The organism is Algoriphagus sp. AGSA1, assembly GCF_021390545.1.
Classification (GTDB): Bacteria; Bacteroidota; Bacteroidia; order Cytophagales; family Cyclobacteriaceae; genus Algoriphagus.
This window is the reverse complement of the sequence record NZ_JAJUWR010000001.1, coordinates 252816-279254: the sequence shown is the minus strand read 5'-3', so window position 1 is coordinate 279254 and position 26439 is coordinate 252816. Positions and strand designations below refer to the sequence as shown.

At 42.5% G+C, this 26439-nt stretch carries 26 protein-coding genes; 6 read left to right on the top strand and 20 right to left on the bottom strand.

Annotated features, from left to right (window positions below):
- Positions 1-6 precede the first annotated feature (6 nt).
- From LZF95_RS01075 to LZF95_RS01015, 13 genes are all read right to left on the bottom strand, one after another.
- A complete protein-coding gene (locus LZF95_RS01075; RefSeq protein ID WP_233753135.1) occupies positions 7-756 on the bottom strand; it encodes a DUF6503 family protein in 750 nt (249 codons plus the stop codon).
- Positions 757-787: 31 nt separating this feature from the next.
- A complete protein-coding gene (locus LZF95_RS01070) occupies positions 788-1516 on the bottom strand; it encodes a hypothetical protein (RefSeq protein ID WP_233753134.1) in 729 nt (242 codons plus the stop codon).
- The gene (locus LZF95_RS01065) at positions 1506-2849 is read right to left on the bottom strand and encodes a glycosyltransferase 87 family protein (protein ID WP_233753133.1); all 1344 of its coding nucleotides are present in this window, start codon (positions 2847-2849) and stop codon (positions 1506-1508) included. The genes LZF95_RS01070 and LZF95_RS01065 overlap by 11 nt, the downstream gene beginning before the upstream one ends.
- Complete coding sequence (locus LZF95_RS01060; protein ID WP_233753132.1) at positions 2846-3724, bottom strand: hypothetical protein; 879 nt, start codon at positions 3722-3724, stop codon at positions 2846-2848. Before LZF95_RS01060 ends, LZF95_RS01065 begins: the two co-directional genes overlap by 4 nt.
- Positions 3725-3812: 88 nt before the next feature.
- Complete coding sequence (locus LZF95_RS01055; RefSeq protein WP_233753131.1) at positions 3813-4505, bottom strand: glycosyltransferase family 2 protein; 693 nt, start codon at positions 4503-4505, stop codon at positions 3813-3815.
- A gap of 6 nt (positions 4506-4511) precedes the next feature.
- Entirely contained in the window at positions 4512-5978 is a 1467-nt protein-coding gene (locus LZF95_RS01050; RefSeq protein ID WP_233753130.1) for a cellulose synthase family protein, read from the bottom strand.
- On the bottom strand, positions 5979-7523 hold the full coding sequence (locus LZF95_RS01045) for a 4Fe-4S binding protein (protein ID WP_233753129.1): 1545 nt from the start codon (positions 7521-7523) through the stop codon (positions 5979-5981). It abuts the gene before it with no gap.
- Positions 7520-8872, bottom strand: coding sequence for an NAD(P)/FAD-dependent oxidoreductase (locus tag LZF95_RS01040; protein WP_233753128.1), 1353 nt, complete (start codon positions 8870-8872; stop codon positions 7520-7522). The genes LZF95_RS01045 and LZF95_RS01040 overlap by 4 nt, the downstream gene beginning before the upstream one ends.
- Before the next feature lie 50 nt (positions 8873-8922).
- A complete protein-coding gene (locus tag LZF95_RS01035) occupies positions 8923-9687 on the bottom strand; it encodes a DUF547 domain-containing protein (RefSeq protein ID WP_233753127.1) in 765 nt (254 codons plus the stop codon).
- An 89-nt stretch (positions 9688-9776) separates the two neighbouring features.
- Entirely contained in the window at positions 9777-10262 is a 486-nt protein-coding gene (locus LZF95_RS01030; RefSeq protein ID WP_233753126.1) for a rhodanese-like domain-containing protein, read from the bottom strand.
- A gap of 69 nt (positions 10263-10331) precedes the next feature.
- Complete coding sequence (locus tag LZF95_RS01025) at positions 10332-11045, bottom strand: Crp/Fnr family transcriptional regulator (protein ID WP_233753125.1); 714 nt, start codon at positions 11043-11045, stop codon at positions 10332-10334.
- 63 nt (positions 11046-11108) lie between these two features.
- Positions 11109-11582, bottom strand: coding sequence for a type I restriction enzyme HsdR N-terminal domain-containing protein (locus tag LZF95_RS01020; protein WP_233753124.1), 474 nt, complete (start codon positions 11580-11582; stop codon positions 11109-11111).
- A 48-nt stretch (positions 11583-11630) separates the two neighbouring features.
- Positions 11631-12314: a helix-hairpin-helix domain-containing protein gene (locus LZF95_RS01015; RefSeq protein ID WP_233753123.1), complete on the bottom strand. Its 684-nt coding sequence runs from the start codon at positions 12312-12314 to the stop codon at positions 11631-11633.
- A 206-nt stretch (positions 12315-12520) separates the two neighbouring features.
- Here LZF95_RS01015 and hemA point away from each other — a divergent pair, with 206 nt between their 5' ends.
- Together hemA and LZF95_RS01005 are read left to right on the top strand one after the other, a co-directional pair.
- Positions 12521-13786 (top strand): glutamyl-tRNA reductase, encoded by a 1266-nt coding sequence (gene hemA / locus LZF95_RS01010; protein WP_233753154.1) that lies wholly within the window; start codon positions 12521-12523, stop codon positions 13784-13786.
- A gap of 171 nt (positions 13787-13957) precedes the next feature.
- The gene (locus LZF95_RS01005) at positions 13958-15529 is read left to right on the top strand and encodes a WG repeat-containing protein (protein WP_233753122.1); all 1572 of its coding nucleotides are present in this window, start codon (positions 13958-13960) and stop codon (positions 15527-15529) included.
- 142 nt (positions 15530-15671) lie between these two features.
- Here LZF95_RS01005 and floA read toward each other — a convergent pair whose 3' ends face one another.
- The 3 genes from floA to proS form a co-directional block, all read right to left on the bottom strand.
- Positions 15672-16688, bottom strand: a complete 1017-nt coding sequence (floA, locus tag LZF95_RS01000) for a flotillin-like protein FloA (protein ID WP_233753121.1) — start codon at positions 16686-16688, stop codon at positions 15672-15674.
- Between the two features lies 1 nt (position 16689).
- On the bottom strand, positions 16690-17148 hold the full coding sequence (locus LZF95_RS00995; RefSeq protein WP_233753120.1) for an NfeD family protein: 459 nt from the start codon (positions 17146-17148) through the stop codon (positions 16690-16692).
- Between the two features lie 101 nt (positions 17149-17249).
- Positions 17250-18731: a proline--tRNA ligase gene (gene proS / locus LZF95_RS00990; RefSeq protein WP_233753119.1), complete on the bottom strand. Its 1482-nt coding sequence runs from the start codon at positions 18729-18731 to the stop codon at positions 17250-17252.
- A gap of 124 nt (positions 18732-18855) precedes the next feature.
- Here proS and LZF95_RS00985 point away from each other — a divergent pair, with 124 nt between their 5' ends.
- Both LZF95_RS00985 and LZF95_RS00980 read left to right on the top strand, forming a co-directional pair.
- Positions 18856-20172, top strand: a complete 1317-nt coding sequence (locus LZF95_RS00985) for a hypothetical protein (RefSeq protein WP_233753118.1) — start codon at positions 18856-18858, stop codon at positions 20170-20172.
- A gap of 372 nt (positions 20173-20544) precedes the next feature.
- Positions 20545-22056, top strand: a complete 1512-nt coding sequence (locus tag LZF95_RS00980) for an OmpP1/FadL family transporter (RefSeq protein WP_233753117.1) — start codon at positions 20545-20547, stop codon at positions 22054-22056.
- On the opposite strand, the gene LZF95_RS00975 is transcribed toward LZF95_RS00980, so the two are convergent.
- The 3 genes from LZF95_RS00975 to LZF95_RS00965 are packed head-to-tail and all read right to left on the bottom strand — an operon-like array spanning position 22034 to position 24217.
- Positions 22034-22576 (bottom strand): shikimate kinase, encoded by a 543-nt coding sequence (locus tag LZF95_RS00975; RefSeq protein ID WP_233753116.1) that lies wholly within the window; start codon positions 22574-22576, stop codon positions 22034-22036. The two genes, LZF95_RS00980 and LZF95_RS00975, sit on opposite strands and share 23 nt — an antisense overlap.
- Positions 22577-22578: 2 nt before the next feature.
- Complete coding sequence (locus tag LZF95_RS00970) at positions 22579-23679, bottom strand: BT_3928 family protein (RefSeq protein WP_233753115.1); 1101 nt, start codon at positions 23677-23679, stop codon at positions 22579-22581.
- A complete protein-coding gene (locus LZF95_RS00965) occupies positions 23672-24217 on the bottom strand; it encodes a DUF1599 domain-containing protein (protein ID WP_233753114.1) in 546 nt (181 codons plus the stop codon). Before LZF95_RS00965 ends, LZF95_RS00970 begins: the two co-directional genes overlap by 8 nt.
- Positions 24218-24231: 14 nt before the next feature.
- Here LZF95_RS00965 and folP point away from each other — a divergent pair, with 14 nt between their 5' ends.
- Positions 24232-25116, top strand: coding sequence for a dihydropteroate synthase (gene folP / locus LZF95_RS00960; RefSeq protein ID WP_233753113.1), 885 nt, complete (start codon positions 24232-24234; stop codon positions 25114-25116).
- Positions 25113-25994 carry a diadenylate cyclase CdaA gene (gene cdaA, locus LZF95_RS00955; RefSeq protein WP_233753112.1) on the top strand — a complete coding sequence of 294 codons (882 nt, stop codon included), beginning with the start codon at positions 25113-25115 and terminating at the stop codon, positions 25992-25994. Before folP ends, cdaA begins: the two co-directional genes overlap by 4 nt.
- 23 nt (positions 25995-26017) lie before the next feature.
- Here cdaA and LZF95_RS00950 read toward each other — a convergent pair whose 3' ends face one another.
- On the bottom strand, positions 26018-26218 hold the full coding sequence (locus LZF95_RS00950) for a helix-turn-helix domain-containing protein (RefSeq protein ID WP_233753111.1): 201 nt from the start codon (positions 26216-26218) through the stop codon (positions 26018-26020).
- Positions 26219-26439: the final 221 nt, after the last annotated feature.

Sequence of the window (26439 nt, the reverse complement as noted above, 5' to 3'; positions counted from 1 at the left end):
TTCGTTTTATTTTTCCAATGGTTCCACTTTGATATTTTCCAGGTTAATCTCTGAAAGCAACTCCAATTCTCCAGCTTGGTAAAGCTCCTGCATGTTTTCCAGAGGGACCGATTCATCGGTTGGCTTATAATTCAGATAGTTTTGGAACCTTACTCCTCCTTCTTCCTGCACATTACTTACTTCCCGCATTCTCACACCTCCCCCATCCGTATGATAGCTATAGGCCATATAATCTACGGTAAAACCATCCTTATCTATCCAATATAAAAACTCATCATCGAAGTCCTCTCCCCCGCCTTCTTCTGAAAATGTCACCTTGATCAAATGGTACTTCTTCCCCTTGATTTCCGTATCACCCAGAGATTTTTTAAAAACCGAAGGGTCATTCAGTCCATAGGGTAAAAAAGCAAAATAGGCCACTGAATTCACTGAGCGTGAATATTTCCCAATCCACTCATCAGAGAGGGTGTCGATTATTGTCCCATTTACCGTACGTACAAAGCCTTCATTATTCAAGCGATCTTTGACATTGCCAGTCGAGTCTGAAAACTCCCGGATGTATTCAAAGCGATCTGGCGTCTTGAGAATGGTATAATGAATATCCCTAAAATCAAACTCTATTTTTGAACTTGAATAAGCTGCACCACCATGCGCTTCTATCGCGCTATCAACGATCTTCTCGGCTTCAGAACGTGAATTGCATGCTGCGGCTGCCCACAGTATTACCAGCGCAAGGAAAATTATTTTTAATCTCATTGGTATAAACACCCGTATAGTCAAAGGTTAATTATTCAAAAGTGACTTGATAATCAGAATATACATAATCTGCCTGTAAAAACAGTTTTTTGCCAATATCATCAATTCTGTAATTCTTCTGTTCTTTTGCCAACACTATCCCGCTCGACTCATCGTAGGAAACAGTTTCGATCAGACTTTTATGATCCTTGGCCTGGATTTGGTTTGCGACAACTCTACCGGAATTTGGGTCAAAATAAATCCATGAAAAATCAAGATTCGGCCCATGAGCTACCTGAACAGATTCTGCAATTTTTCCTTCTCCCACAGACTTTACTCCTTCGTAGGCAAGATTAAAACTTTCATCCGATAAATTCCAAGGTTGGGCAAAAGCAAAAAAAGCAGTCTCAATTTCCGCTCTTTTGGATTTTAAAAAGCCTTCATTCTGAATAGGATTCTCACCCATCTGATAACTCATCCTGCTTCCATTGAAATTGGCTACATGAATAACACTGTCCTTTTCCCAAGTTAGTTTCCCTTCAAAATAAGGTTTAAGGCGAAATTCCACCCACTGCTCAGACTCACTTGCTACAGCTCCATTTTCATCCATCTGGCGACTCATCTTTTTGAATTTAACAGCCGCAACATCCTCCCAGTTTTTAGAAAGCTGGTGTGCATCAATGGATCTTTCGATGAGTTTTTGAGCCTGCTTTTCGGGACTTGGGGTACAGGAAAAAATCAAAAACGATAAAGAGAAAATCAGAGATAATCTATAATTCATGCGTAGGTAAAATTGATTTAGGGGCTTTGCTGGAATAATCCCAATAAACCGCCGAGATGAGAAATATATATTCTATGAATAGGAAAACAGGGTTTTCCTGGTAATCAGGATCACTATAGGCTTGGTACGAAAAAATTACCGCAAAAGTCCAAATTAGGAAGGCTTTTTTATCCGTAAATAAGCTTAAGCCATAAGCTGGAATAAGATACCAAGGATGCACAACAGGCTGTAAGATCAGATAAAACAGGTAGATTATCACCCAGAGATCTATAAGCTGAAGTAGGTTTTGTGGCTTCCTTTTCCAGGAAAAATAAAGAATCCCCACCAAAGTTATTCCACTTAAAATTGGCGTGGTTTCTCCGATGGTATTATACCCTTTCACCCAAAACCCAACCTCCCTAAGCAGATAATACACCGATGCATTGAATTCGAATTTTCCTTGGTAGAGTTTCAGGCTTTGAAAAAAATGAACCCAAGAATAATCTATTAAAAGCCATCCAAAACTTAAGATGACAGCAATGGTCGAACCTGTCCAGAAAGCGATGCGCCTCCTGGTTTTTATAAATGCAAAGAAAGTGGGCATCAGCATTAGTGGTAGCAGTTTTATCCCTACGGAAAGTCCCCAAAATCCTCCCGAAAGTAAATTTTTATCCTTGCTAAAGGCATACAAACTGCCAAGCAAAAAGAGTAGGACAAGGCCTTCAAAATGAAGATTCCCTGTAATCTCCATGATCACCAAAGGATTCAGCCAGTAGAGAATCAGTCTTTTTCCAGGTATTTGAAAATGACCAAAAAGCTTTAGAAGCAGAAAGAACACTCCTATTTCCCCTAGGATTAAAATCACACGCAATACTAAAATCCCCTGCTGCAAGCTAAAATCCCCTAACCTGGCAGCGGTGAAAAAAATCCCCTGATTCACGGGAGGGTAAACTGAGAAATAAAATGGGGAATTCATCAATTGATAAAGATTCCCAAGATAGGGATTTGCCATTTCGGGATGATCCTTAAGCCATTGGGCAGGAGTTTCAGAATAAGGGTTCTCGTTCATTTTCAGCAATTCACCATCCCAGAGAAACCGTGGGTAATCGTCCGACCATTTTGGAACAGCTACTGAAAGTGAAAGTCGAATAAACAACCCCAGGATAAAAATCCATCCCCACTTTGGTGCTTTATCCAAAAAACAAACAGCCAGCATTCCTGCAAAAAGCATTGAAAATAAAGCCAGGGTCAACCAAAACTCCTCTCTCGGCACAAAATAAGCCATGATAAAAAACCCAGCTCCCATAAGCAAACAGACCGCGGCTATCAGAAACTTGTGAAACTCCCTGCTCAAAGTCCTAAGTCTTTCCGGATGGACTCATCCTGAAGCCCATTTCTCTTCCAATAATCAATCATTTCTACGTTGGTGCGGACTGCAGAAGTAATCTCTACCGTGCCATCTTCTTTGGTTTGGACTTCTTGCCAAGAAATGATTTCATAGGGAAAAGCGTCCATATATCTGATCAGTAATTTCCTGCCGATTTCCCCATATTCGACTTCCATTTCAGCCTGATTGGATCCCGTCTTACGTTTCCTGATGTTGGCACTTTCTGCCCCCAAAGGATGGTGGGTAAATCGGTTATAAATCAAACTGGGGATTAATTTCAAGTGACCCGTGGGAACCAGATCGGGGTTCAGTCTGATCAAATTGAAAATCTCATCTTCAGCCATAGCGCTTATGGACAACTCCTGATCGCCTTCTGACTCGAAATACGAGAACAGTTTGACTTGATACTTACTGTTTCTTGAATTCATCTGCACAAAAGACTGCCCGCACCATTCGGTCACAGAGGCGGTGATTTTTGGAGAATTCAGGTCAGTATAGACCGGTGTGAACACCGAAAGCATCGTATTATACGGATATACTCCCGTCATAAATTCACGGGTCATATTCAGCTTCATTACTTTCATTGCGTCTTTTCCGGCTCGGGAAGGATCATCTAGCTTGACCTGCTTACGCTTTGAAAAATCCTCTGTCACAAAGATCATTACTGCCTTTCCATCCCGTTCTTCACCATATCGCATTTGCTTAAGGTCAAATACATTGATCTCAGCCTTACCCTGATACCAACGCGACGCAAACTGCTCTTCGTCGATTGCTTTTCGGCCAGTGGGATCGCAGGAGGAGATTATGAACAGGATTAGACCTAAATTGAATAAATTTTTCATAGGACTGAAATTACTAAAATCAAGTTGGAGGTTTAAAAATCAAGTCTCATGTCTTGATACTTATGTCTTGCTACTAAAGTCTAAAAACTCACCAATACTTGAATATCGTATAAATAATCTTGTATCCAGCCCCAAAAACTCCTTTCACCGTGCCACTTACCTTGGACACCCCAATTCTCTTTCTGTAATTCACCGGTACTTCCGTATAGCGCAGTCCCGCCTTATGTGCTTTGATCTGCATTTCAATCGTCCAACCAAAGTTCTGATCGACCATATTCAAGTCCAACAACCTTGACCAAACAATGGCCCGAAACGGTCCTAAATCAGAAAATTCAGCTCCCTGCATATACTTCATCATGGTGGTTGCCAACCAATTCCCAAAGACCTGGGGAAAAGTCATGGAGCCCGATTCCCGCTTACCCAATGCCCGGGATCCTATTACCATTTCTGCTTTACCAGCTAATATCGGTTGGATCAAATCCAGTAATTCCTCAGGAAAATCGCTATAGTCTCCATCCAAAAAGACCACAATATCCGGTTGGATATCCTGTTTTTTTATCCAACCCATCGCGGTCAGACAAGCTTTTCCATAGCCCTTTTGAGGTTCGAAAACCACTTTTGCCCCGGCAGCTTCCGCTACTTCTCCTGTTCTGTCTGTAGAGTTGTTATTTGCTACCACCACATTTCTGACTACGGAGGGAATTTCCCCGATTACTTTGGGAATGGATTTCTCCTCATTGTAGGCGGGGATGATTACATCGATAATTGGGGGGGTATGCATGAATTGTTATTTACCTAAACTGTAAGCTTTAAATGAAGAGAAGAAAACCAGTCCATAGCCCACGGCCAGCATCAAATGAAAAGGTAACATAGCGAAGGAGTGTAAGTAAATATGCAGCCCCACCATGACTGAAAAGACCAGCATTAAGACTCCTTCCATCCAGGTTGTCGCCGGAATTTTAAATTTTATATAGGGATTGCTTTCCAATCCGGAACCTCCCTCCAGATTGAATTTGGGTGTACGTATAAATGGTGATTTTCTTCCTGAAAGCCCTTCCCAAACAGCCTGTGCATTGTGCAAGGCTAAGCCCATAGAGACTGAAAGAAACAATGGCAACATATACATAGCCTGAAGCAAGCTGCGCCAGAAACTCCTTTTTTCGTAGAAATAAGAAACCAAATATACACCAGCGATGACGACGAATCCTATCATAAATAGTCCTGCTAGTTTGTATAGATTAGCTGATATCATTCCCTGCGTGCCCGCATACCAAACGCCTATGCTACTTAGGCTGACAAGCAAGATGGCGATGAAAATGCTGCTATTGAACAAATGGGCCATGGCGTGAAATTTAGTAGAGAGCGAAAAATCCCCTCTCAAAACTGCCTTTGCATGCTTTCTCGCACATTCGGCTCCACCTTTCGTCCAACGGAACTGCTGGGACTTGACCGCTGACATAATCGGCGGAAGTTCTGCAGGGGATTCAATCTCCGGTCTATAGATGAACTCCCAACCCTTGCGCTGTGCGCGGTAACTAAGATCCAAATCCTCTGTCAAAGTATCGTCTTGCCAGTCTCCCGCATCGATAATACATGACTTTCTCCAGAGCCCTCCAGTCCCATTGAAATTGATAAAAGCATGCTGGCTGTTTCTGCCGATCTGCTCAATCAGAAAATGAGCATCCAAGGCAAAAGCCTGCAATCGGGTCAATAAAGAATAGTTTTTATTTAAGTGTGTCCATCGTGTCTGTACCATTCCGATTTTTGCTGAAGAGAAAAAAGGAATAGTTTTTAACAAAAAATCAGGGTCAGGGACAAAATCCGCATCAAATATCGCTATAAATTCTCCGCTGGCTCTAGCCAAACCTTCTTTCAATGCACCGGCTTTAAAACCTGACCTGTCAGAACGATGAATGTATTTGAATGTGACATCCGGAAAATCCAGAATTTTCTTTTGGATCAACTCGGCTGTGTGGTCCGTGCTGTCGTCCAACACTTGGATTTCAAGCAGATCAGTAGGATAGTTCATGCTGGCGATAGCCGTGATTAACCGATCCACAACATAAAGTTCATTGAATACAGGGAGTTGTATAGTCACTTTCGGCCAGGATTCGGGCTCAGGATGAGCTACTTTTCCCAGAGATTTTTTGGCACTTAAAAATCTCAAAAGCAAATGGCCTTGAGCGAGGCTGTAAACGAAAACGAACAGCATTCCCAGGACATATATCCCAATCAAAATATATAATAAGATCATTTACACTTTTACCTTGATGGAATCATTTCCAATGATTATCGGCATTTCATTGATCCGGTTTTCCTCTGGTCCATTTTCCAGTTTCAGTACCCCACGTGGACAAACTGCCGAACACACCCCACATCCTACACAGCTGGCTCTCACGATTTCCTGCCCCCGCTGCGCATACCAACGCACGTCTATTCCCATTTCGCAATAGGTGGAGCAGTTGCCACAGGATATGCACTGACCACCGTTGGTGGTGATCCTGAACCTGGATTTGAATCGCTGGACTATTCCCAGATAAGCAGCCAACGGGCAGCCAAATCTACACCAAACCCTATTGCCCATAAATGGATAAAAACCCGTACCGACCACGCCTGCAAACACCGACCCAATCGCAAAACCATAAAACGAATGTAATTGGTCTGTGACATTCCCCAAAAGCGCAAACCCTGAAAAATAATTGGCGATGGTTACGGCTGTCATTACCACCGCCAAAACAAGGACACTGTGGACTATCACCCGCTCGTATTTCCAAGCTTTTAAGGATTTGTCAGAAAGCTGTCTGTAAGGGTCCCCGACAGTTTCGGCCAATCCTCCACATCCACACACCCAGGAGCAATACCACCTTTTCCCATAGAAATAGGTAAAGACCGGAACCGCTATAATGATGAGCAAGATCCCCCATATCAACATAAACATCCCTACTCCACCTGCACTGATGAAGGTTTCAACCTGATAATCATAGAAGAAATCGTAATCCAGTGGCCAGATATTTTTAAAGTCATAATACGGCTGATTCAGCAATACCAGGATCTCGGGAATCAAAAACGCAAAGGCTGTCTGGAAAAACATCACTGATGCCGTACGTAGCTGCTGGTATTTATTGCCCTTATATTTTCTGAACATCCTCACGCCCATCACGGCTATCGCCAGAGTATAAATCGTCCCATAAAGAAACCATTGGCTGGCAGGGTTACCACTCAGGATTATGCTGAGAGGATTCACCATCCAGACTTGGTTCACAATATAAGCCGGGAACCAATACAAGATAATGTAGAAAATAATCAGATACGCTCCTGTGATCATCCCCATCCACCCACGGTTTTTCATCGAAGAATGGTATATACCGTTGTTTTTGATTCCTGCAGGCTCATCTCTGTGTTTTGGCAGATTGTAAAACAAGCCTCCCAGTACGGCAAGACCTATGGATAAACCAAAGAAAAGCCAGGGATTATCACGGACAGGACTACTGATCGAGCTTTTTGCCAGCACAAAACTGTAATCATCCCAGATTACATCCTCCCATTTTGATTCTTCCTTTAGAACATCATTGCTAGAATCAAAATAATCATTGAAAGCAGCTATAAAAGAGAAGTTTGATGAATAGGTTTCTCCATACATTGGAGCCAGAATTTCACTCATTCTCTCCTGATGGATATCCTTTGTATTCTGCAAAACCAACTCCTCAGTAAGCATATAACTTCCCAAAAAAGGCATCATGGAAAAAACCGTTAAGCCCACCAAAAACAACAGAATACCTAAACTTTGAACTACCTTCATACCCTTGCTCCGAATATTTTTTGGATAAATGTCTTCTTGGAAACCTTGAATTCTCCTCCGAATTGATTCTTGAACATCTTTTGGATTTCTATATAGTATGGCGCAAAAAACTCAGGATCGAAATTGGCTTTATCCAATTTCGAGATCACTTTAGCTCCATCCCATTTTTCCCGGATTGCCTGATCAAAAAACTCATGTCTCAGACGGAAGCCGAGATTATTAATTCCAAGGATTCTTCCCTCCCTATCCATCAACATGCGAAAAGCAACTTTGCCTCCATCATCCTCCCAATAAAATGAAGTGATTTTTCCCTTGTCCCATCTCGTAGGTACCGTACCATAAGTTTGATATTCTATATCCAGAAATTTGGCCGAATTGAACCAAATACCGGGTTGGTAAGTCACTTCATGGCCTGCCAAAATAAATCCAAGCGACTCCCCATGCATTCTTCCCGTGTACCAAACTTGTTCCACTTGTTTTCGGTCTGCCGCCGGAGCTTCATGGAATTCCGCACAATCGCCGATGGCAAAAACATCGGGAATATTGGTCTTAAAACCAAAATCAACTTTCACGCCACGGGAGACCTCCAATTCAGTGTTTCGAAGAAAATCTATGCTCGGGGAAACCCCAGCTGTGAGCCCTACAAACTGACATTGAATTACCTCTCCAGATTTAGTTCGTACGGCTTGGACGCGGCCATTGGGATCAGCTAGAATTTCATCCAACTCTTCATTCAGCCTTAGATCGATATGATGTTCCAATATATGCCTGCCCACAAGTTCGGACTCTTCCTTGGGAAGCACATTCCTCCAAAATCCTGATTCCCTAACGAGGAAAGTCACCGGGATTTTCTTGTAGGCCAGCATTTCCGCCATTTCTATCCCGATAAGGCCCCCGCCCACGATCACCGCTCTTTGCACAGCTCTGGTGTTTTCATACATCATCTCCAAATCCTGCTTGGAATACAGTCCTTGTACCCCTTGCAGATCTTCACCTGGCCAGCCAAATTTATTCGGTTTGGAACCAGTGGCAATTACCAGCTCATCATAGCTCATATTGTCACCTGATTTGAAATGAAGGGTTTTGGCAGAAAAGTCTATGGATCTGACCCAGGCTTCTTTCAGCTCTATCCTGTTTTTCTCCCAAAACCAATTCTCATAAGGCTGGGTATGCTCAAATTTCATATGCCCCATGAAAACATACATCAGTGCTGTTCTAGAGAAAAAGTACTTGGATTCACCTGAAATCACAGAAATCCTGACTGCATCATCCAGCTTCCGAAGCTGTCTGGCGCAGGTCACTCCTGCTATGCCGTTGCCGATGATGACTACATGGCGAGTTGAACTCATTGGGGAGGGGATAATTTTTGTCTCACTGGAAATGTACCAAAAACCTGAATCTATTCATTCAAATTCCAATCATAATCCAAAAAGGAAACCTTTGCTTTTGCATTAATTTTGGTCGCACTGTACTTATTCAAAAAATCAATTAAAGTTCCCTTTTTAGTAAAGTCTCCTTTGAACCAGGAGAAAATAGATGATACCTGTACAGCGTCTGGACTGATTTCATTCCTTGAAGGATCATTAATAAACGATTTGGCAACCTTATCTAATTGGGCATCAATAGTAGCCGCTTCGAAGGCTTCATTAAGCAGAGGCGGGCAGGAAACCGATGCACAATTGATGGCAAAGTGAATTCGTGGTTCTTCAAATTCCTTTCTCAAAATAGAATGCTCAATTTCATCCAAGCTGGATTCCTGACCTCCAATCTGGAAAAACCTGTAATGCCACACGTCTTTGATCAGTGGGATTTTCAATTTAGGACCTAAATCCCTGATGCTCTCTACCGGATAATTATCCACGATCAATTTCACTGTGTAGGCATTATATGCATTGATCCAATAGGCCAATTGCTCACCCTTTGACCAGGTGTTACGGTCGGGGGCGTTTTCGCTGATGCTCTTCAAATAGGCCTCGAGCTTAGCTTTTTCTTTGATAAATCCTTTATAATTCACTTTTCCATCGGCATTCACATTTGCCTTGAGCAATTCATTCCAGGACTTATGACTTGGTGGAGTGGTACCTGCCATACCGGGAACCGAGCTTTGGCAACTGAAAAGAATAATACATAAGAAGATGATAATATTGATTTTATTTTTTTGCATGAGTAGGTGTTTTGAACTGATTTACGATCAGTGGCCAAGTAAAGATGTAGAGAATTAAGAATTGGTCAGATACAAGACCAAAATACCTGTTAATAAACTTTTTCGCCTTTGGTAAGCCAAATACCCCACGAACGAGAATAAGTATGTACATGATTGGTTAATGAGTCTCCATGAAAAATCGGTTTTTCTTCATTTACCCATTCAATCAGTCCGCCATAGAGGTTGTAAACTTCCTTGAAGCCTGCTTCTTTCAGCTTTTTGCCGATTTCCTGAGATCGAGCTCCAACTGTACAATAAACCAAAACCGGTTGATTTTTATCCAATTCACCTACACTTTGTAATGAGAATGTTTCGTACCCCACCCATTTGGCATCTTGCAGATGACTGACTTCAAACTCCTCCTTTTCCCGGGTGTCCAAGATCTGATACTTGGTCAAGTCTGTAAGCTGCGATGACTTTACTACTGGAAAATCTGAATCGTAAAGAGTGGAGAGTAAAGCTTTGTAGGCAAGCGATTGGGCAGAAACCTGATTGCCCAATAGCACCAATAGGGAAACCAGGGAAAAGATAACCATGCAATGTAGAAAACGAAGGGCGCAAAACCTCATAATTACCCTAACCCAAAAAAAGCGACTAAGTTCACGCTACGCATAAAAATCCGAAAGCTTGACCAACCCCTTCCTATCCAAAATATAGATTTTCTTGCCTTTCAACTCTATAAGCCCATCCTTCTTAAACTCTGACAAAAGCCTGATTACAGACTCGGTAGCAGTACCGATCAGGCTGGCAACCTCTTCTCTGCTGAGCACCAGATTAATCTGCTGGGGCTCACCACCGTCCAAGCCATAGGAATTGGCCAGCTGCAAAAGAAGATATGCCAATCGCTCCCGGATACTTTTCTGCGAAGCATCCACAAGTTTCTCCTCCATCACTCCTATGTTTTGGCTAAGTGCCTTGGTAAGCCTTTTGAAAAATTGTCCGTTATTCACCAGCGCTTTCAAAAAAGTCTCCTTCGGGATAAAACAGATCTTGGCATCTTCGATTACCATCGCTGAATTGGTATAATTCTCTTCGCCCAAAAGCGCGGAGTACCCTAGCAAATCTCCTTTTTTGGCTAAATGGATAATTTGGTCTTTACCATTGGAAGCCGTTTTAAAGACTTTAACCACCCCTTCATTTATACAAAAAACCCCCAGTGGCTTCGCTTCTTCATAGTATATAATCTGACCCTTACGATGGGAAATCATATTTTTATTGTCCGCAATATTACAGGCCTGTTCAACAGTAAGATCAGAAAACATGGACAACTTACGGCTACTGCAGAGATCGCATGGGTGGTTTGAAGTTGTTTTTGTCATATTACCGAGGTGTATCTAATGAGTTAACTAAGCATCTTAAGTTCCAAATTTACAACACTTCATCTAAAGTGGCGGTTCGGGAAATGATTTCTCCTGGGTAAACTTTCCTGCTTTCGCATCAAAACTCAAACAAATATGCTGCAATCCATTGCTTATTATCAGAAATGGGCAGTTCAGCTTCTTGTGATACATGCAGGCTTGTTCTATTGTCTTTTGCGTAAGCTTCACTTTGGGGGCTTTACACTCAATCAGCAGGTAGGGTTTTCCGCTTTTGTCCCACACTACCAAATCGGTACGTTTTACAAGTTTATTGTAAACAAGTCCCTTTTCCAGTGCGAAAAGTCCTTTGGGAAACTTCAGCTGTGTACTTAGGAAACTAATCCAATGCTGCCGCACCCACTCTTCAGGAGTGAGGACAAGTTGTTTTTTGCGAAGCACATCAAAAATCCAGAGCTTCCCCTCCCTCTGGAATAACTTTGGTGTGTAATGCGGTAAATTAAGCTGGGGTAGTTGAATCTGATCCAAATTGGAATCCATGGATCAAAGATGGGGAAAATCGGCATTTGGGAAAAGCGAATCCTCCAACTATTGAAAATCCAGGTAAGGTGAAATTTTATTTATCCAGTCTTGTTTGAAAATTTTAATAGCTGTAAAATCCTCAGCAGAGCTAAACTCGCCGTGCTGGTTACGGAACGCCACTATTACTTTCGATTCGGAATAACCGATATAGGGGTGTTGGGCCAATTCCTTCACATCTGCTTTATTGACAGGGATTTTTCTGAATATATCCGGAACAAAATCAAAATAGTCCCACATAGCTTCAACTGTCTCCGGTTTCAGGCCATACACTTCATTGAGCTGGCTCCTGCTATGTAATCCCCCCATGCTTTCCTTGAATCTAATGATCCTACCCGCAATACTTTGCCCAATTCCCGGCACAATCTGCAAGGTGACAGAATCGGCTTCGGCAAAAGGGATTTTATTGAGGTTGTCCAGTTTTTTACTAATTGGCTTAGTTGCACTGGTGTCCTGGGGATTGAACACAGGATACGGAGAACTTATCAGTGCCACTCCCGCGGACTCTAGGCTGTCTATTTTGGAGAGATAATGCAGGTGAAAATTTTTGGCTTTGTTGATTCTGATTTCTTTCAAAGCAACCTTAGCCGCCACCAAAAGCAATAAGACTGGTACCAAGAGCACAAATCCCCGTGATTCCTTGCCCGAGAAACCTAAGTGGGTTTTTAGCCAATAGAAAAATCTAGCTTTCATAAGCTGACGAAAAAGGTGATAGAATGTGATAGAATCTATCAATTAGCCATAAGTTAATAGTATTGAATTAAGAAATCAATTATTCATACTATTGTATCCTCAAACCAACACACTATTTAGACAAATTACAAATTACCAGATCACATCCTAAAATGGACACTTCCCGTGTCTTTGTCTGTTAAATTTGCGGTACAAGCTTAAGCATGATGCAAGTCAAATTTAGAGCACTCAGTTTATCACATAAAAACGCACCAGTTCAAATCCGGGAAATCATCTCTTTGGACGAGCAGGCCATACACAGCATCTTACTGAAACTCAAGGACTTTTTCAGCCTTAATGATGCGCTTATTCTTTCCACCTGCAACAGGACTGAAGTATATTACAGCCACGACCAAGACATAAGTACCGAGGTGATCAAAATGATCGGTTTAGAAAAAGGCATTGCCGATATTGTTAATTACTTGGAGTATTTCGAGCTTTTCAATGATGATAGGCAAGCAATCAGACATCTGTTTCGGGTTTCCATGGGACTGGAAGCACAGGTCGTGGGAGATATCCAGATTTCCAATCAGGTAAAAAGAGCGTATCAGGCATCTGCGGACCTGGACATGACAGGACCGTTCCTACATCGCCTGATGCACACGGTTTTCTTTACTAACAAGAGAATTGTTCAGGAAACCGCATTCAGGGACGGAGCTGCTTCTTTGTCCTATGCGGCTATTGAACTGATCGAAAGCCTGACACTGAATACCTTTGAGCCGAGAATCCTATTGATAGGCGTTGGGGAAATAGGTGAAGATGTAGCCAAAAACATGGTACATATCCCTACTGCGAAGGTAAAAATCACCAACCGGACTATTTCTAAAGCGGAGGTCATTGCCTCGGAAATGGGCTTTGAGATGGTTCCTTTTGAGAACTGCATCAGTGCTATGGAAGAGGCGGATGTAGTTGTATGTTCTATACAACGTTCCGAACCATTCATCACTAAGGAACTCGTTAAAAAATTTCCTATCAACAGCTACAAGCTGCTAGTGGATCTTTCTGTCCCAAGAAGTATAGAAACTTCCGTGGAAGATGTGCCGGGGGTCATCCTGTATAATGTGGATAATATCCGGAGCAAAGCATCTGAAACGCTGGAAAAACGTTTGGCATCAGTGCCAAAGGTGGAAGAAATCATCGAAGAAAGCATAAAAGAGTTTTTTGATTGGAAAAAAGAGATGATAGCCTCTCCGACCATCAATAAACTCAAACAATCACTGGAGCAAATCCGGCAGGAAGAAATGGCAAGATTTGCCAAAAACGCAGATAAAAAAGAGTATGCCGTGATCGACAAGATCACAAAGAGCATGATGCAGAAAATCCTCAAAGTACCGGTGGTACAGCTTCGGGCAGCCTGTCAGCGTGATCAGGCTGAGGAGATGATCCAGATGATCTCAGACCTTTTTGACCTGGAAAAAGTGAAAACTGAGTAAATACCTCCATCAACTCTAATAAAAAAATGACCAAAGGATTGAATCAAACCTTTGGTCATTTTACCTTTAAAGCCATTCTGAACGACTTAAATCTGTACAAGTGGACTTATAGTGCCACAAAGTCCGGAAGGTCACACCCAATAAAACATTTAACACTAAAATTCAACCTCCATGAATAAAAACCTCGCCATGCTCGTAGGCACCCTTCTTACTTTTTGTTCTATCGAAGATGTCAATTCCCAATCATGGGAGGTATATAACACCAATTTTCAACTTCAATCCCGACTTATATATGATGAAATAGATCTACTCAGTGAAACTGTGAGAATAGGAAAAACAGACTCAGCGGTCTCTTTACTATCAAATGATCTTAGACCAGCTGTCACACTGGAAGGCACACAGATTTACCAGTACTTGGAACCATGGATCCTGGTCAAAGGCCCTAAAGGCATAGGAGCATATCATGAATATGGGCAGCAGGTATTACCCATGGAATATGAGAAAATAGACACCTATTTCAACATGCTCCTGGCAAATAAGGGAAATGAATATTGGGTATTCCTGCGCGGTAAAAACAAAACGACCTATTTGGGCGAATTGGATGAGGCCAGAATTACCAATACCGGTTTGCTTATCATCCGAAAAGGGAATGAATATTCCATGCCCCTATCTTCAAATCCTGACAAAACATTCGAACTGCTGTCTGACAATAATGGTGAATTTGTTCTGGCAAAGGAACCTAGCGGGTATGGTTTGATCAACAGAGAAGGCGACTACGTATTGGATCCCATCATAGAGACTTTGCGGCATACCCACGGCAATTTTTATTTTGGACACAATCAGGACCAGTACCTGCTGATAGAAGGAAATGACATCAAATCAAACATCCGGTACAATTCCTTTCACAAAATCACATTTGAAAATGATATTATGCTGGAGTATATCCATGGCAAACTACGAAGGGTCATGGAAGATGATGGGATTTTGCTCGATGAGGTAGGTATGACCGCTGTCAATAAAATAGGCAAGGACTTATACAATGTTTATTTTAGGGATGCCAAAGTAGGGCTATTGGGCAAAAAAGGCTGGTTGGTAAAGCCAGTGGCGGAAGTAGAAAGCATCAAACAAGGTTCAGAGGGTCTATTCCCAGCTCTTTCAAAAGGAGCTTATGGTTTCTTAAACCCAGCCGGAGAGTGGGTCATCTCCCCTCAATATGCTGAGACTACCTTGTTTTCAGAAAATATAGCAGCCTATCGGAATGGCATAAACTGGGGATTGGTCAATTCTTCAGGAGAACTTATCTCCGACGCTAATTGGGAAGAAATAAAAGCGTTTCAGAAAGGCTTCGCTGTGGCCAAGTCCAATAGCAAATATTTCCTACTGAACGCATTCGGATCACCTATCAATTCTGAAGGATACGATAATATCCTTCGAACAAATGATGGTTTTTTTATCGTAGAGCAAGGAGGAAAAACCGGATTACTCAACAATGAAGGGGCACAGGTGCTTCCCGTAGAGTTTGAGGGATTGCGTAGGGAGCGGAAGAATTTTATAATTGCCCAAAAAGATGGACTTACGGGCATCATCAATGAATCCGGTGAGGTAATACTGCCAATTGCTTATGAAAAAATCTTGGTAGATTGGGCAAATGAGCAGATATTCACTAAAAACAAGTTTGTCCCTACGGTGATACAGACAGTGGAGGAACCAGGTAAGAAAAAGAAGAGGCTGTCCGAAAAGTAAGTTTCTTGTCAGGCTGAGCAGCCAGTCTGCCGAAGGCATGAAAGTCGAAGCCTTTTATGCGCTAATTAAGCCCATTTCGACTTCCTACCTCCGGCAGGCGGGCGCTCAAAGTGACAATTATGAGTTATGAGGCAGCCCCTCTTTATTTTTTATCTGATTTGCCTTTGGACGAATCTTTCGATTCATCTGAGTTGGCGATAGACTCTCTCATGGAAGTATCTGATTGGATATTCTCCATCTTGTAGTAATCCATCACTCCCAATCTACCTGATCTGAAGGCTTCAGCCAAAGCCTTGGGAACTTCTGCTTCCGCTTCCACCACTTTAGCGCGCATTTCCACGTTTCGGGCTTTCATCTCCTGCTCCAGTGCCACGGCCATTGCACGTCTCTCTTCTGCTCTAGCTTCCGCTACTTTTAGATCAGCGGAAGCCTGATCGATTTGCAATTTGGCACCGATGTTTGTCCCTACGTCTATATCAGCGATATCAATAGACAGGATTTCAAATGCGGTTCCCGCATCCAATCCTCTCTGCAACACCAGTTTTGAGATCTTATCAGGATTCTCCAGCACACTCTTGTGCGTCGCGGCAGAACCAATAGAAGTCACTATACCCTCTCCTACTCTGGCCAGTATGGTTTCTTCCCCCGCACCACCTACCAGCTGTGCGATATTGGCGCGAACAGTCACCCTGGCTTTCGCAATGAGCTGTATCCCGTCCGCTGCTACGGCCGCTACGTTTGGTGTATTGATCACTTTGGGGTTTACGGAAATCTGAACCGCTTCAAACACATCCCTACCTGCCAAGTCAATAGCAGTAGCCTGCTTGAATGTTAGGTTGATATTTGCTTTATCAGCCGAGATCAAAGCCCTGATCACATTGGGGATGTTTCCTCCAGCCATGTAATGGGTCTCCAAATCATTTGTTGTCAACTGAAGTCCAGCCTTCGTCGCAGTAATCAACGAATTGACAATAATACTTGGCGGGACTTTTCTGATTCTCATCCCGATTAACTCTCCTATTCCTACCCTCACATTTGAAAATTGGGCCGTAATCCAGAGATTGACTGGCACAAAGTACAAGAAGATGAATAGTAGGACGATTCCTGCGACTGCAGCCACCAGGATGAACATTGAACTGCTCGGATCTAAATTCTCCATATTATTTTACGATAATTTTATTGTTTTCAATTTTGATTATGGTAACCTCGGTTTCCACAGGAATAAAACCACTTTCTGATTTCACCTCATATATTACATCTTTAAAGCTAGCTTTCCCAATAGGTTTCAGATCCGAAATAGTTTTGCCTGGCATTCCTACCTGCAAGCTATCGGTACGCCCATCATACGCCCCGCCCTGTATGACGGATTTTAAAGAAAATCTATTCCAAACCCCTGAGCTGAATCCATACCCTATAGCTGCAAGATTCAGAATGATGGCTAGGCTGGTAATCCACCAGGCCACTTCCGCATCAAAGCTGATGAATGCATAGACCACTCCAATTACACTTACTATTAGTCCAAAAATCCCCACTATAGTGGTTCCCGGAACAAAAAGCACTTCCACCAGCATAAGGATCAGTCCGATAAGAAGCAGACTTGATAAAACTAGAATTGTCATTGACGTTTCATAAAAACAATTGTTGTCTAAAATACAAGTTTCCTTGTTAACGCACGTGAATAGAACCAAAAAAAAGCCCGGAAATTTCCGGGCTCACTGATTTAATATGCTTTGGCAAAGAGGACTCTTCCTTTCGATGGCCTGCCTGAATAGACACAAACCCCCTCTTCTTCCTTTCTATCCAAAGGGATGCACCGTATAGTAGCTTTGGTGAGATCCTTGATCTTCTCTTCCGTCTCCGGGGTTCCATCCCAGTGAGCTGACAAGAACCCGGTTTTCCCTTCCAACACTTCTTTGAATTCCTCCCAGGAATTAACTTCGGTGGTTTTCTCCGTTCTGAACTCCATTGCTTTAGAATAAATGCTGGACTGGATTTCTTCGAGCATTCCAGTTACTTTCTCCCCAATCGGCTGAGAGGATAATTCAAATTGCTCCTTAGTCAACGTGTCTCTTCTTGCGATTTCTATGGTGCCATTTTCCAAATCGCGAGGCCCTATAGCAATTCTCAATGGCACTCCTTTCAATTCATATTCCGCGAATTTGAATCCTGGCTTATGAGTATCCCTGTTGTCGAATTTCACGGTCACACCAGCTTTACGAAGCTCAATCATTAGTTCGTTGGCTTTTTCAGAAATAGCGTCAAGTTCTTCGTCCTTTCTGAAAATAGGGATGATCACCACTTGGATCGGCGCCAATTTCGGAGGCAACACCAATCCATTGTCATCTGAGTGTGCCATGATCAACGCACCCATCAGACGAGTGCTTACCCCCCAGGAAGTACCCCATACATATTCCAAACCGCCTTCTTTGGTGGCAAATTTCACATCAAAAGCCTTAGCGAAATTCTGTCCCAAAAAGTGGGAAGTCCCCGCTTGAAGCGCCTTCCCGTCCTGCATCATCGCCTCAATACATAAGGTGTCATCGGCACCGGCAAATCGCTCACTTTCTGTTTTTCTGCCCCTCACTACCGGCAAAGCCATAAAATCTTCAGCAAACTGTGCATAGACATTCATCATCTGCATGGTCTCGGTCTCAGCTTCTTTTTTAGTGGCATGGGCGGTATGGCCTTCCTGCCATAGAAACTCCGTCGTTCTGAGGAAAAGCCTGGTCCTCATCTCCCAGCGCACGACGTTTGCCCACTGATTTACCAATAAAGGAAGATCCCTGTAAGATTGCACCCAATTTTTGTATGTACTCCATATCACTGTTTCCGAGGTAGGTCGAACTATCAGTTCCTCATCCAGTTTTGCTTCCGGGTCCACAATCACTCCGCTGCCATCTTCCGCATTTTTCAACCTGTAATGGGTAACCACCGCACATTCTTTAGCGAATCCTTCTACATGGCTGGCCTCCTTGCTCAAATAAGATTTGGGAATAAAAAGTGGGAAATATGCGTTGGAGTGGCCGGTTTCCTTGAACATACGGTCAAGCTCAGCCTGCATTTTCTCCCAGATGGAATAGCCATAAGGCTTGATCACCATGCACCCTCTGACAGCTGAATTCTCCGCCAAATCGGCTCTTTTCACTAATTCATTGTACCATAGCGAATAATCTTCGCTTCTCTTAGGTAGTCCTTTACTCATTTTGGTTGGTTGAGATACAGATTATGGTTATTTTTGCTAACTTATGCGGGGCAAATATAAAGTAAAAAGTATAACCCTTCGCCCATCGTGCCGTATAAGAAAGTAACTAATTAAAACTTCAACCATGAAGAATTTCCCAATTCAAACATCAACATTTATCCTAGGCGCAATAGTCTTGGCTTCCTGTAGCACTAATAAACTGGCTACTACGGGAGTTGATGACAATTTGTATTTCATGGCCTCAGATGCCAAAGTGGCAACTGAATATGCTGTGCAAAACAATAATCCGCAGCAATTCCAGTCCCTTTCGACTACGACAACCGAAGCAGTCCCTCAGGAAAGCTTTAGCTCCAGAAATGTAAACCCTGACTACCTTGCCAGATATCAAGCAGAAGAAACTACTGTTCAGGATGATGTGGTTTATTTTGATGAAGGCGGGGTTGAAGAAAGCAGTGCCGACATCAATGCTTATGACAACTACAGGGTAGGAAACAATTCCAACTTCAATAATTCCATGGCATTCAACATGGGAATGATGTATGGAATGGGCGCATGGGGAATGAACCCTTGGATGAGCCCTTGGGGTATGGGAGGTTTTTACAGCCCTTGGGGATACGGCTTTAGACCAGGGTTTAGTATGAATATTGGATTCGGGTTTGGGTTTGGCTCTCCGTGGATGAGACCCGGTATGGGGTATGGATTCTATGATCCGTTCTGGGGACCTGGATATGCGTTTGGCGGCTTTCCTATGTATGGATATCCTGTTTACGGATATAGACCAATTTATGTGCTTCCTGGAGGTGAATATGGGGATCGTAGGATAGCCACAGGCTCAAGACTTACCAGAGGTTCATCACTGGCCGCCTCTAGAGGAACTGGTTCATATAACACTGCGCTTCAGCCAAGTACCGCCAGAGCTCAGGCAAGAAGAGATGTAGTAAACCGTAATAATACTGCGACATCCTCTAGAAGACTCGTATCTAACTCTGATAATTCCAGAGTTTCTGCCAGAGACTTCAGCACTTCTCAAAATGATTATTACAATACCAGGTCAAGAACAGAAAATGCCAGAAATGTAAATTCTGCGGCCCTGGAAAGACCGGTTTCCCGAACCAGAAGTGCGATGCCTTCAGCTAGACCTACTGTAAATCCTTCCAACTCAAGAACAATCAATACCGATAGAGGATCCTCAGTAAGATCTACTTATCCTTCGAACAGCAGATCTGCAAGCCCTTCTTACAACAGAAGCAATGTGCCTACTAGAAACGCATCCCCTTCTTACAATAGAAGCAACACCAATACCAGAATGATAACCCCCTCTAGATCTACCGCGCCTACCAGAAGTACTCCTTCTTATAGTGCTCCATCAAGAAGCAGCTCACCAGCTGGAGGAGCAAGCAGAAGCAGTGGAGGGTCGTCCCGAGGAGGTAGAGGAAATTAATTTATCATACTTATTTATTGATAAGGCAGTGGTTTCACTGCCTTATTTGTTTGTGGGGCGGGATCCGGTCAGCCATTCAAGTAGGTAACTTATAACTGCTCATTCTTCCCTTACTTAATCCCTAACTAATCACTCCCAATTCCGTTATTCTGCTTTGTCTGAAGCAAACTCTACCCTGCATAAAAATGACTCAATCCGCAGAAAGGCTTCTTACATCCTAAAGATTACTCATCCAGCAGGTATGGGGGATTGAAAACTAATATTAAGGTAAAATTCGGGCATAATTTCAGTAATTTGCGAAGAAAGCACTGGATCTAAGTAACAATTATAGCCACTCTACACGTTTATTCAATACATCCAAATCAAATCTAAATGAGAATTTTCATTCTGGTTTTATCCATAGTTGTAATTTCGTCCACGTATGTATCAGCTCAAAGTGGATACTATGAAGATGCTTATCGTTTCAGTCAATCAATTCCTGCCGGATCTGCCAGGATTATGGGCGTGGGCGGAGCACAATGGTCTTTGGGAGGAGATGTTTCCAATATAGCAGGCAACCCTGCAGGACTGGGATTTTTCAGATCCTCAGAGGCAAGTGTCACTTTGGGCTACACTGACTGGGGAGTGGAAACATCCTATTTGGGACAAAGTAAAAACTACAATACTTCAAATTTTTCCCTGCCCAATGTCAGTTTTGTAATGGCAAACCCAAAAAGTGAGTTTGACCGGGGAGCATTCAAAGGAGGAGCTTTTGGAATCAGTATTCAAAGAATCGCTAATTTCAATACGGAATATGGTTTTTACTCTGATCAACCTGGTCAAACCTCGATAATAGATTTCTATCTGCAGGACGCAAATGGAATTCCTGAAAACCAAATCGAGTCTTACGGACTAACCGGATTAGCATACAATACTTATCAGATCAATCCCGTAGCGATAGATCAAGATGGTAACCCTATATCTAACCCAGATACCTACGATTCATTTGTATTAGGATTGCCATTTCAGGATGAAAACATAACCCAAGAAGGAAGCTCAAGTCAAATCACTTTTGCTTATGGCGCCAATTTCAGTCATAAACTTTTTGTCGGTGGGTCGGTAGGAATCAGAACTATAAATTTCAATTCAAGGAAAATATATAATGAGGAGTTTTCTGATGATCCCCTTATAAATTCAACCCTGCAAGAAAATCTTTTTATTAATGGTGGTGGCGTCAACCTTACCTTAGGCTTGATTTACAAACCACAGGACTATTTGAATCTCGGATTTAACTTCCAGACCCCGACGTGGTATGCATTGAATGATGAATATGATGCTGCAATAGTAGCCAATTATGACAACTATGAATATGAGCAGGAAGATATAGTTCTTGGGCGGGTTGAAGCCTTGTCAGACATCATACTTAGTTCCTACAATCTAAACACCCCGCTAAAAATCGGAGGTGGGGCATCTGTTTTTCTTGGGAAAAACGGTTTTATCTCTGCTGATGTGGACTGGGTGGATTACAGTACTGCGAATATCAAATCAGGGGATTTCGATGAAGGCCCTGACAATATGCTCATTGACGACCTTTATAGCAGCACCATCAATTTTAGGGCAGGCGCTGAGTATAGGTTCGACAACTTCAGAATCCGGGGCGGCTATGGCTTCTTCGGAGATCCTATTGCCAACTCAGACTATGACCGCAGCACCCAACAAATCAGCGGTGGCTTAGGCGTGAAGCTCAATAAATTCTCCATTGACTTTGCCCTGGTAAACCAAAAGTTCAATACCCTTTACAGCAGCTACCAAGTATTGGACAATCAAGGTAATAATATCGGTCCGGTCACAGAGGTGAAAAACAACCTGATCAATGGGGTGCTCACGCTGGGCTTGAGTTTTTAAGCAACCTGATCAACTCCGAAACCAAGAGCTCAGTGGAAAAGTCTTCTCCGCTGAGCTTTATTTTTGATTGCTCATAAAAATGCCCTCTCTCAAACAGTAAACTTTTCAATTTCAACGTTATTTCGCCCTGATCAAGTCCAAAAAACATAGGTCTATTCTGGGTTCTGGAGCCCCCCAACCTAGATGAGATCTCCTCCAATGGTACATCCAGATATACTGATACAGCTTTTTGGTTTATCAGGTCCATGTTGTCATTGAAGCAAGGACAACCTCCTCCGGAAGCCAACACATAGGAACCCTTATGATCCAGAAAATCCTGCAAAACCCTCGTTTCCATCATACGGAATTTTCCTTCTCCGTATTCTGTAAAAATCTCGGGGATTTTCATCTGGTACTTTTTCTCAATCAAAGTATCCAGATCATAATAAGGAAATCGCAGCATAGCGGCAAGTTGCTTCCCAAACGTACTTTTCCCGGAGCCGGGAAGACCCACCAAAACGATTTTAAGATCTTTTCCCATCTTCAGTTCATATAAAAATCCAAAACCTCTGTCGCATCAGGTGTATTGTTATGGTGGTATTTGGCGAGCACTGTACCGTCTTTTAAGACCATAATCCCGGGGTTGGAACGGATCATAGTTTTGACCACAGTGGCATCTGCCTGAAGCGAAAGAACATCCCATCCCCTCTTCTGGGTGAATTCATTGATCTCTCCTATGGAAGCAGCCGCTACAAGCACTGGTTGTATAGGTGTCCCAGAAAGGGATTTCACCAATAAATCCAGTTGGTCAAGGTTAGACTGGTTCATTTTACCGAAATTACTGACCAGGACAAGTACTTTATTGCCAGTAAATAACTCTTCAGAAAAATCCCCTTCATCATTCCACACGGCAAAATCAGAAATTTTGGGCAACGCCTCCGGGTTTTTCAAGTTCATTTCTACAAACTCCAGACTTTCATCTGAGGGGTATTCCTCGAAGGTCACTAGATCCCCATCCTTTTTCATCACATAATCATACTGTAACTGGGCTGAAGGGAGCATATTCTGAGGGATATTCACCCCTACCTTATACGCTCTGAAATCTATAAAAGGAAGATTGCGTACAGCTACTATTGCCAGCACAAAAGATAAAATCAATGTGCCTAGAGTGGCACCTTTAGCCCAAGTGGCAGAACTCTTAGGTAAGTCTGACTGAAACAAAAACAGGATAGCGATAAGCACCAATAAGATAAGGTCTTTATAAAAAGATTCCCAGGGAGTCAGTTTGATCGCATCGCCGAAGCAGCCACAATCAGTCACTTTATTGAAATACGCGGAATAAAAGGTGAGGAATGTAAAAAACAGGATCATCAATCCCAGTGCCCAAACGGTGAATTTACTCCTGACACCCAGGATAAGCATCACGCCCAGTACTACTTCCACCACGACCAAAAAAACACCCAGTTCCAAAGCGAAAGGCTTCAAATAGGCAAAAAAACCGGCAATGTCAGTAGAGAAGACATCAAAGTACTCTTCCAGCTTGATCGAAGTACCGACAGGATCATTCACCTTGATCAACCCTGAAAAAATGAAAAGTCCACCGACAATAAGCCGGATGACCCACAAAAAGCCTTGCTTAAACATGGTAATTTAATTTAATCAAACAAAACACAGCGTAATTGATCATATCCTGATAGTTAGCTTCTATGCCTTCAGACACTAAAGTCTGCCCTTTATTATCCTCGATCTGCTTGGTGCGTAGTAATTTCATCAGAATAATGTCTGTCATGGAACTTACTCGCATATCTCTCCATGCTTCTCCATAGTCGTGGTTTTTATTTTCCAGTAGGCCTCTGGTTTCATTTACCCAATGATCATAGACCGGTTCCAGTTCATCAAAAGGAATCTCCATTCTCTCATCGGAGGAATAGCTGATCTGCAGTAATGCGATCAGACAGTAATTTATGATCCCAACGAAATCATCTTCAATAGGGTCGTTCACTTTTTGGTTTCCCTTCTCCTGAATGGATCGAATCCGCTGGGCCTTGATAAAAATCTGGTCTGTAATGGAGGAAAGCCGAAATATTCTCCAAGCTGTTCCATAATCTATAGTCTTCTTACGAAATAGTTCTTTACAACGGCTGATAACTTCCTTATATTCGTTACTCGTTTGCGTCTCCAAAGTTTATTAATTTAATGTTTCCTCTTCCGGGCAAGTCTTCTAACACCGAAGATAAATCATTTCCCCAAAAAATCACCCTTCAAATCGATGGACGGCTTGTCAGCTTGGACAAACCTCAGCTCATGGGGATTGTTAATCTGACACCAGATTCATTTTTTGAAGGCAGCAGGGCAGAAAAATCCAAATCAAAACTTGACACCCTAGTTACTAAGCATATTGCCCATGGTGCAAATTTCCTGGATGTGGGCGGCTATAGTTCCAGACCTGGGGCAGTAGAGGTAAGTATTCAGGAAGAAATAGATAGGGTGATCCCTGCCATAGACTGGATTATATCCAATTATCCGGAAATATTGATTTCTGTTGATACATTTCGCTCGAAAGTTGCCAAAGAGGCGATCAAACACGGAGCCCATATCATAAACGATATTTCTGCGGGGGATCTAGATGAAGAGATGATCCCAACCGTGGCAAAGCTTCAGGTGCCCTACATTGCCATGCACATGAGAGGAAATCCTCAGAACATGCAGAAAAAAACAGGATATTCAGATATTTTAGGAGAAATATTGTTCTATTTCTCTGAAAAACTAGAACATTTCAGAAAGTTTGGCATCAAAGATGTAATTATCGATCCAGGATTTGGGTTTGCTAAAATGCTAGAACAGAATTATTTCTTGCTGCGGAACCTTCACCACTTTAAGACGCTTTCATTACCGTTACTTGTAGGTCTTTCCAGAAAGTCAATGATTGCAAATGCACTTGAGGTAAGCGCAGATGATGCGTTGAATGGAACCACGGCACTAAACATGTTTGCTTTATGTCATGGGGCAAACATACTTAGGGTTCACGACGTTAAAGAAGCAAACGAAACATTAAAATTATTCAACACTTTATACCCTTGACTTTACTTTTCAAAATAGGATTTTTAGACATCTCCATTGTCAATATCATCGATATAGCTTTGGTTGCTGCCCTATTGTATCAGATTTACAAACTTTTGAAAGGCAGTGTCGCCATTAAGATTTTCCTTGGCTTTCTTTCCATCTACTTAATCTACCTTTTAGTTAGGGCATTAAGAATGGAACTGTTAACTGCTATTCTAGGCCAATTCATGGGCGTAGGTGTGATAGCAGCAATCATTATTTTCGCTCCGGAGATCAGGAAGTTCCTTTTACTGATCGGTCGTTCTTCCCTCCTTTCAGACGACAACGTCTGGAAAGACATGCTATTCTTCTGGAGAAAGAAAGACAATTCCCTATTCAACATCAGCCCTATCATCGATGCTTCCAAAACACTTGCCGGTAGTAACACAGGTGCATTGATGGTGATCTCTAAAAGTACTGAGCTCAAATTTTATGCGGAAAGCGGGGATATTCTGGATGCAGAACTCTCCAAAAGATTGCTTATTTCCATTTTCAATAAATACAGCCCTCTTCATGATGGCGCTGTGATTATCCATAATGGCAAAATCAAAGCCGCACGCTGTATTTTACCTGTCACGGAGCGTGAAGTTCCTGCGCAATTTGGGCTTCGCCACCGTGCTGCCATAGGTATGTCCGAAGCTACGGATTCATTGATTTTAATCGTATCTGAAGAGACCGGCCAATTGTCCATGTCCAAAAACGGGAAGATTCTTCATAATATGTCTTTCCAGGAAATCAGAGAAACTATCAATGACTACCTGAACAACCTGGATGTTGATACACGCTTTGAAGATCTGGAAGAGTATGAAATGAAAAAGCGGAGAAAACTAGCTATGACCAGTAAATCGGCATCCTAATAAGGACTCGTTTCCCATCTAAATTATCGCAAGAAATTGATTTTAAAGAAATAAAAAACTTGAAAAATCCGCTTTACAGTATCCATCCTCGGAATTGCTTCGGAATTTTCAAATCGTTGCACAGTCCTCAGACTGACACCAGCTGTTGCTGCCAATTCATCCTGCGAAAACCCATTTTTTAACCGAAGTGTCTTCAGTTTTACTCCAAGTGCTTTACTATCCATTTTTTTGTTCATTTGTTGAATCCAAAAATAGTTTGGTAATCCCATACTATTTGCGCCGGGAATACGTCATTCTTATGACATATGTGTCGTTGTGCCTTTTTGCTGTACAAAATACCTTTAATAACGCTATATAACCCGAAGATAAATTTCTATTGGGATAGGGTTTGGAAAAAACCAAGGTTTGTAGTTAATACAAAAATGGCAACACCCCCATTCAATAA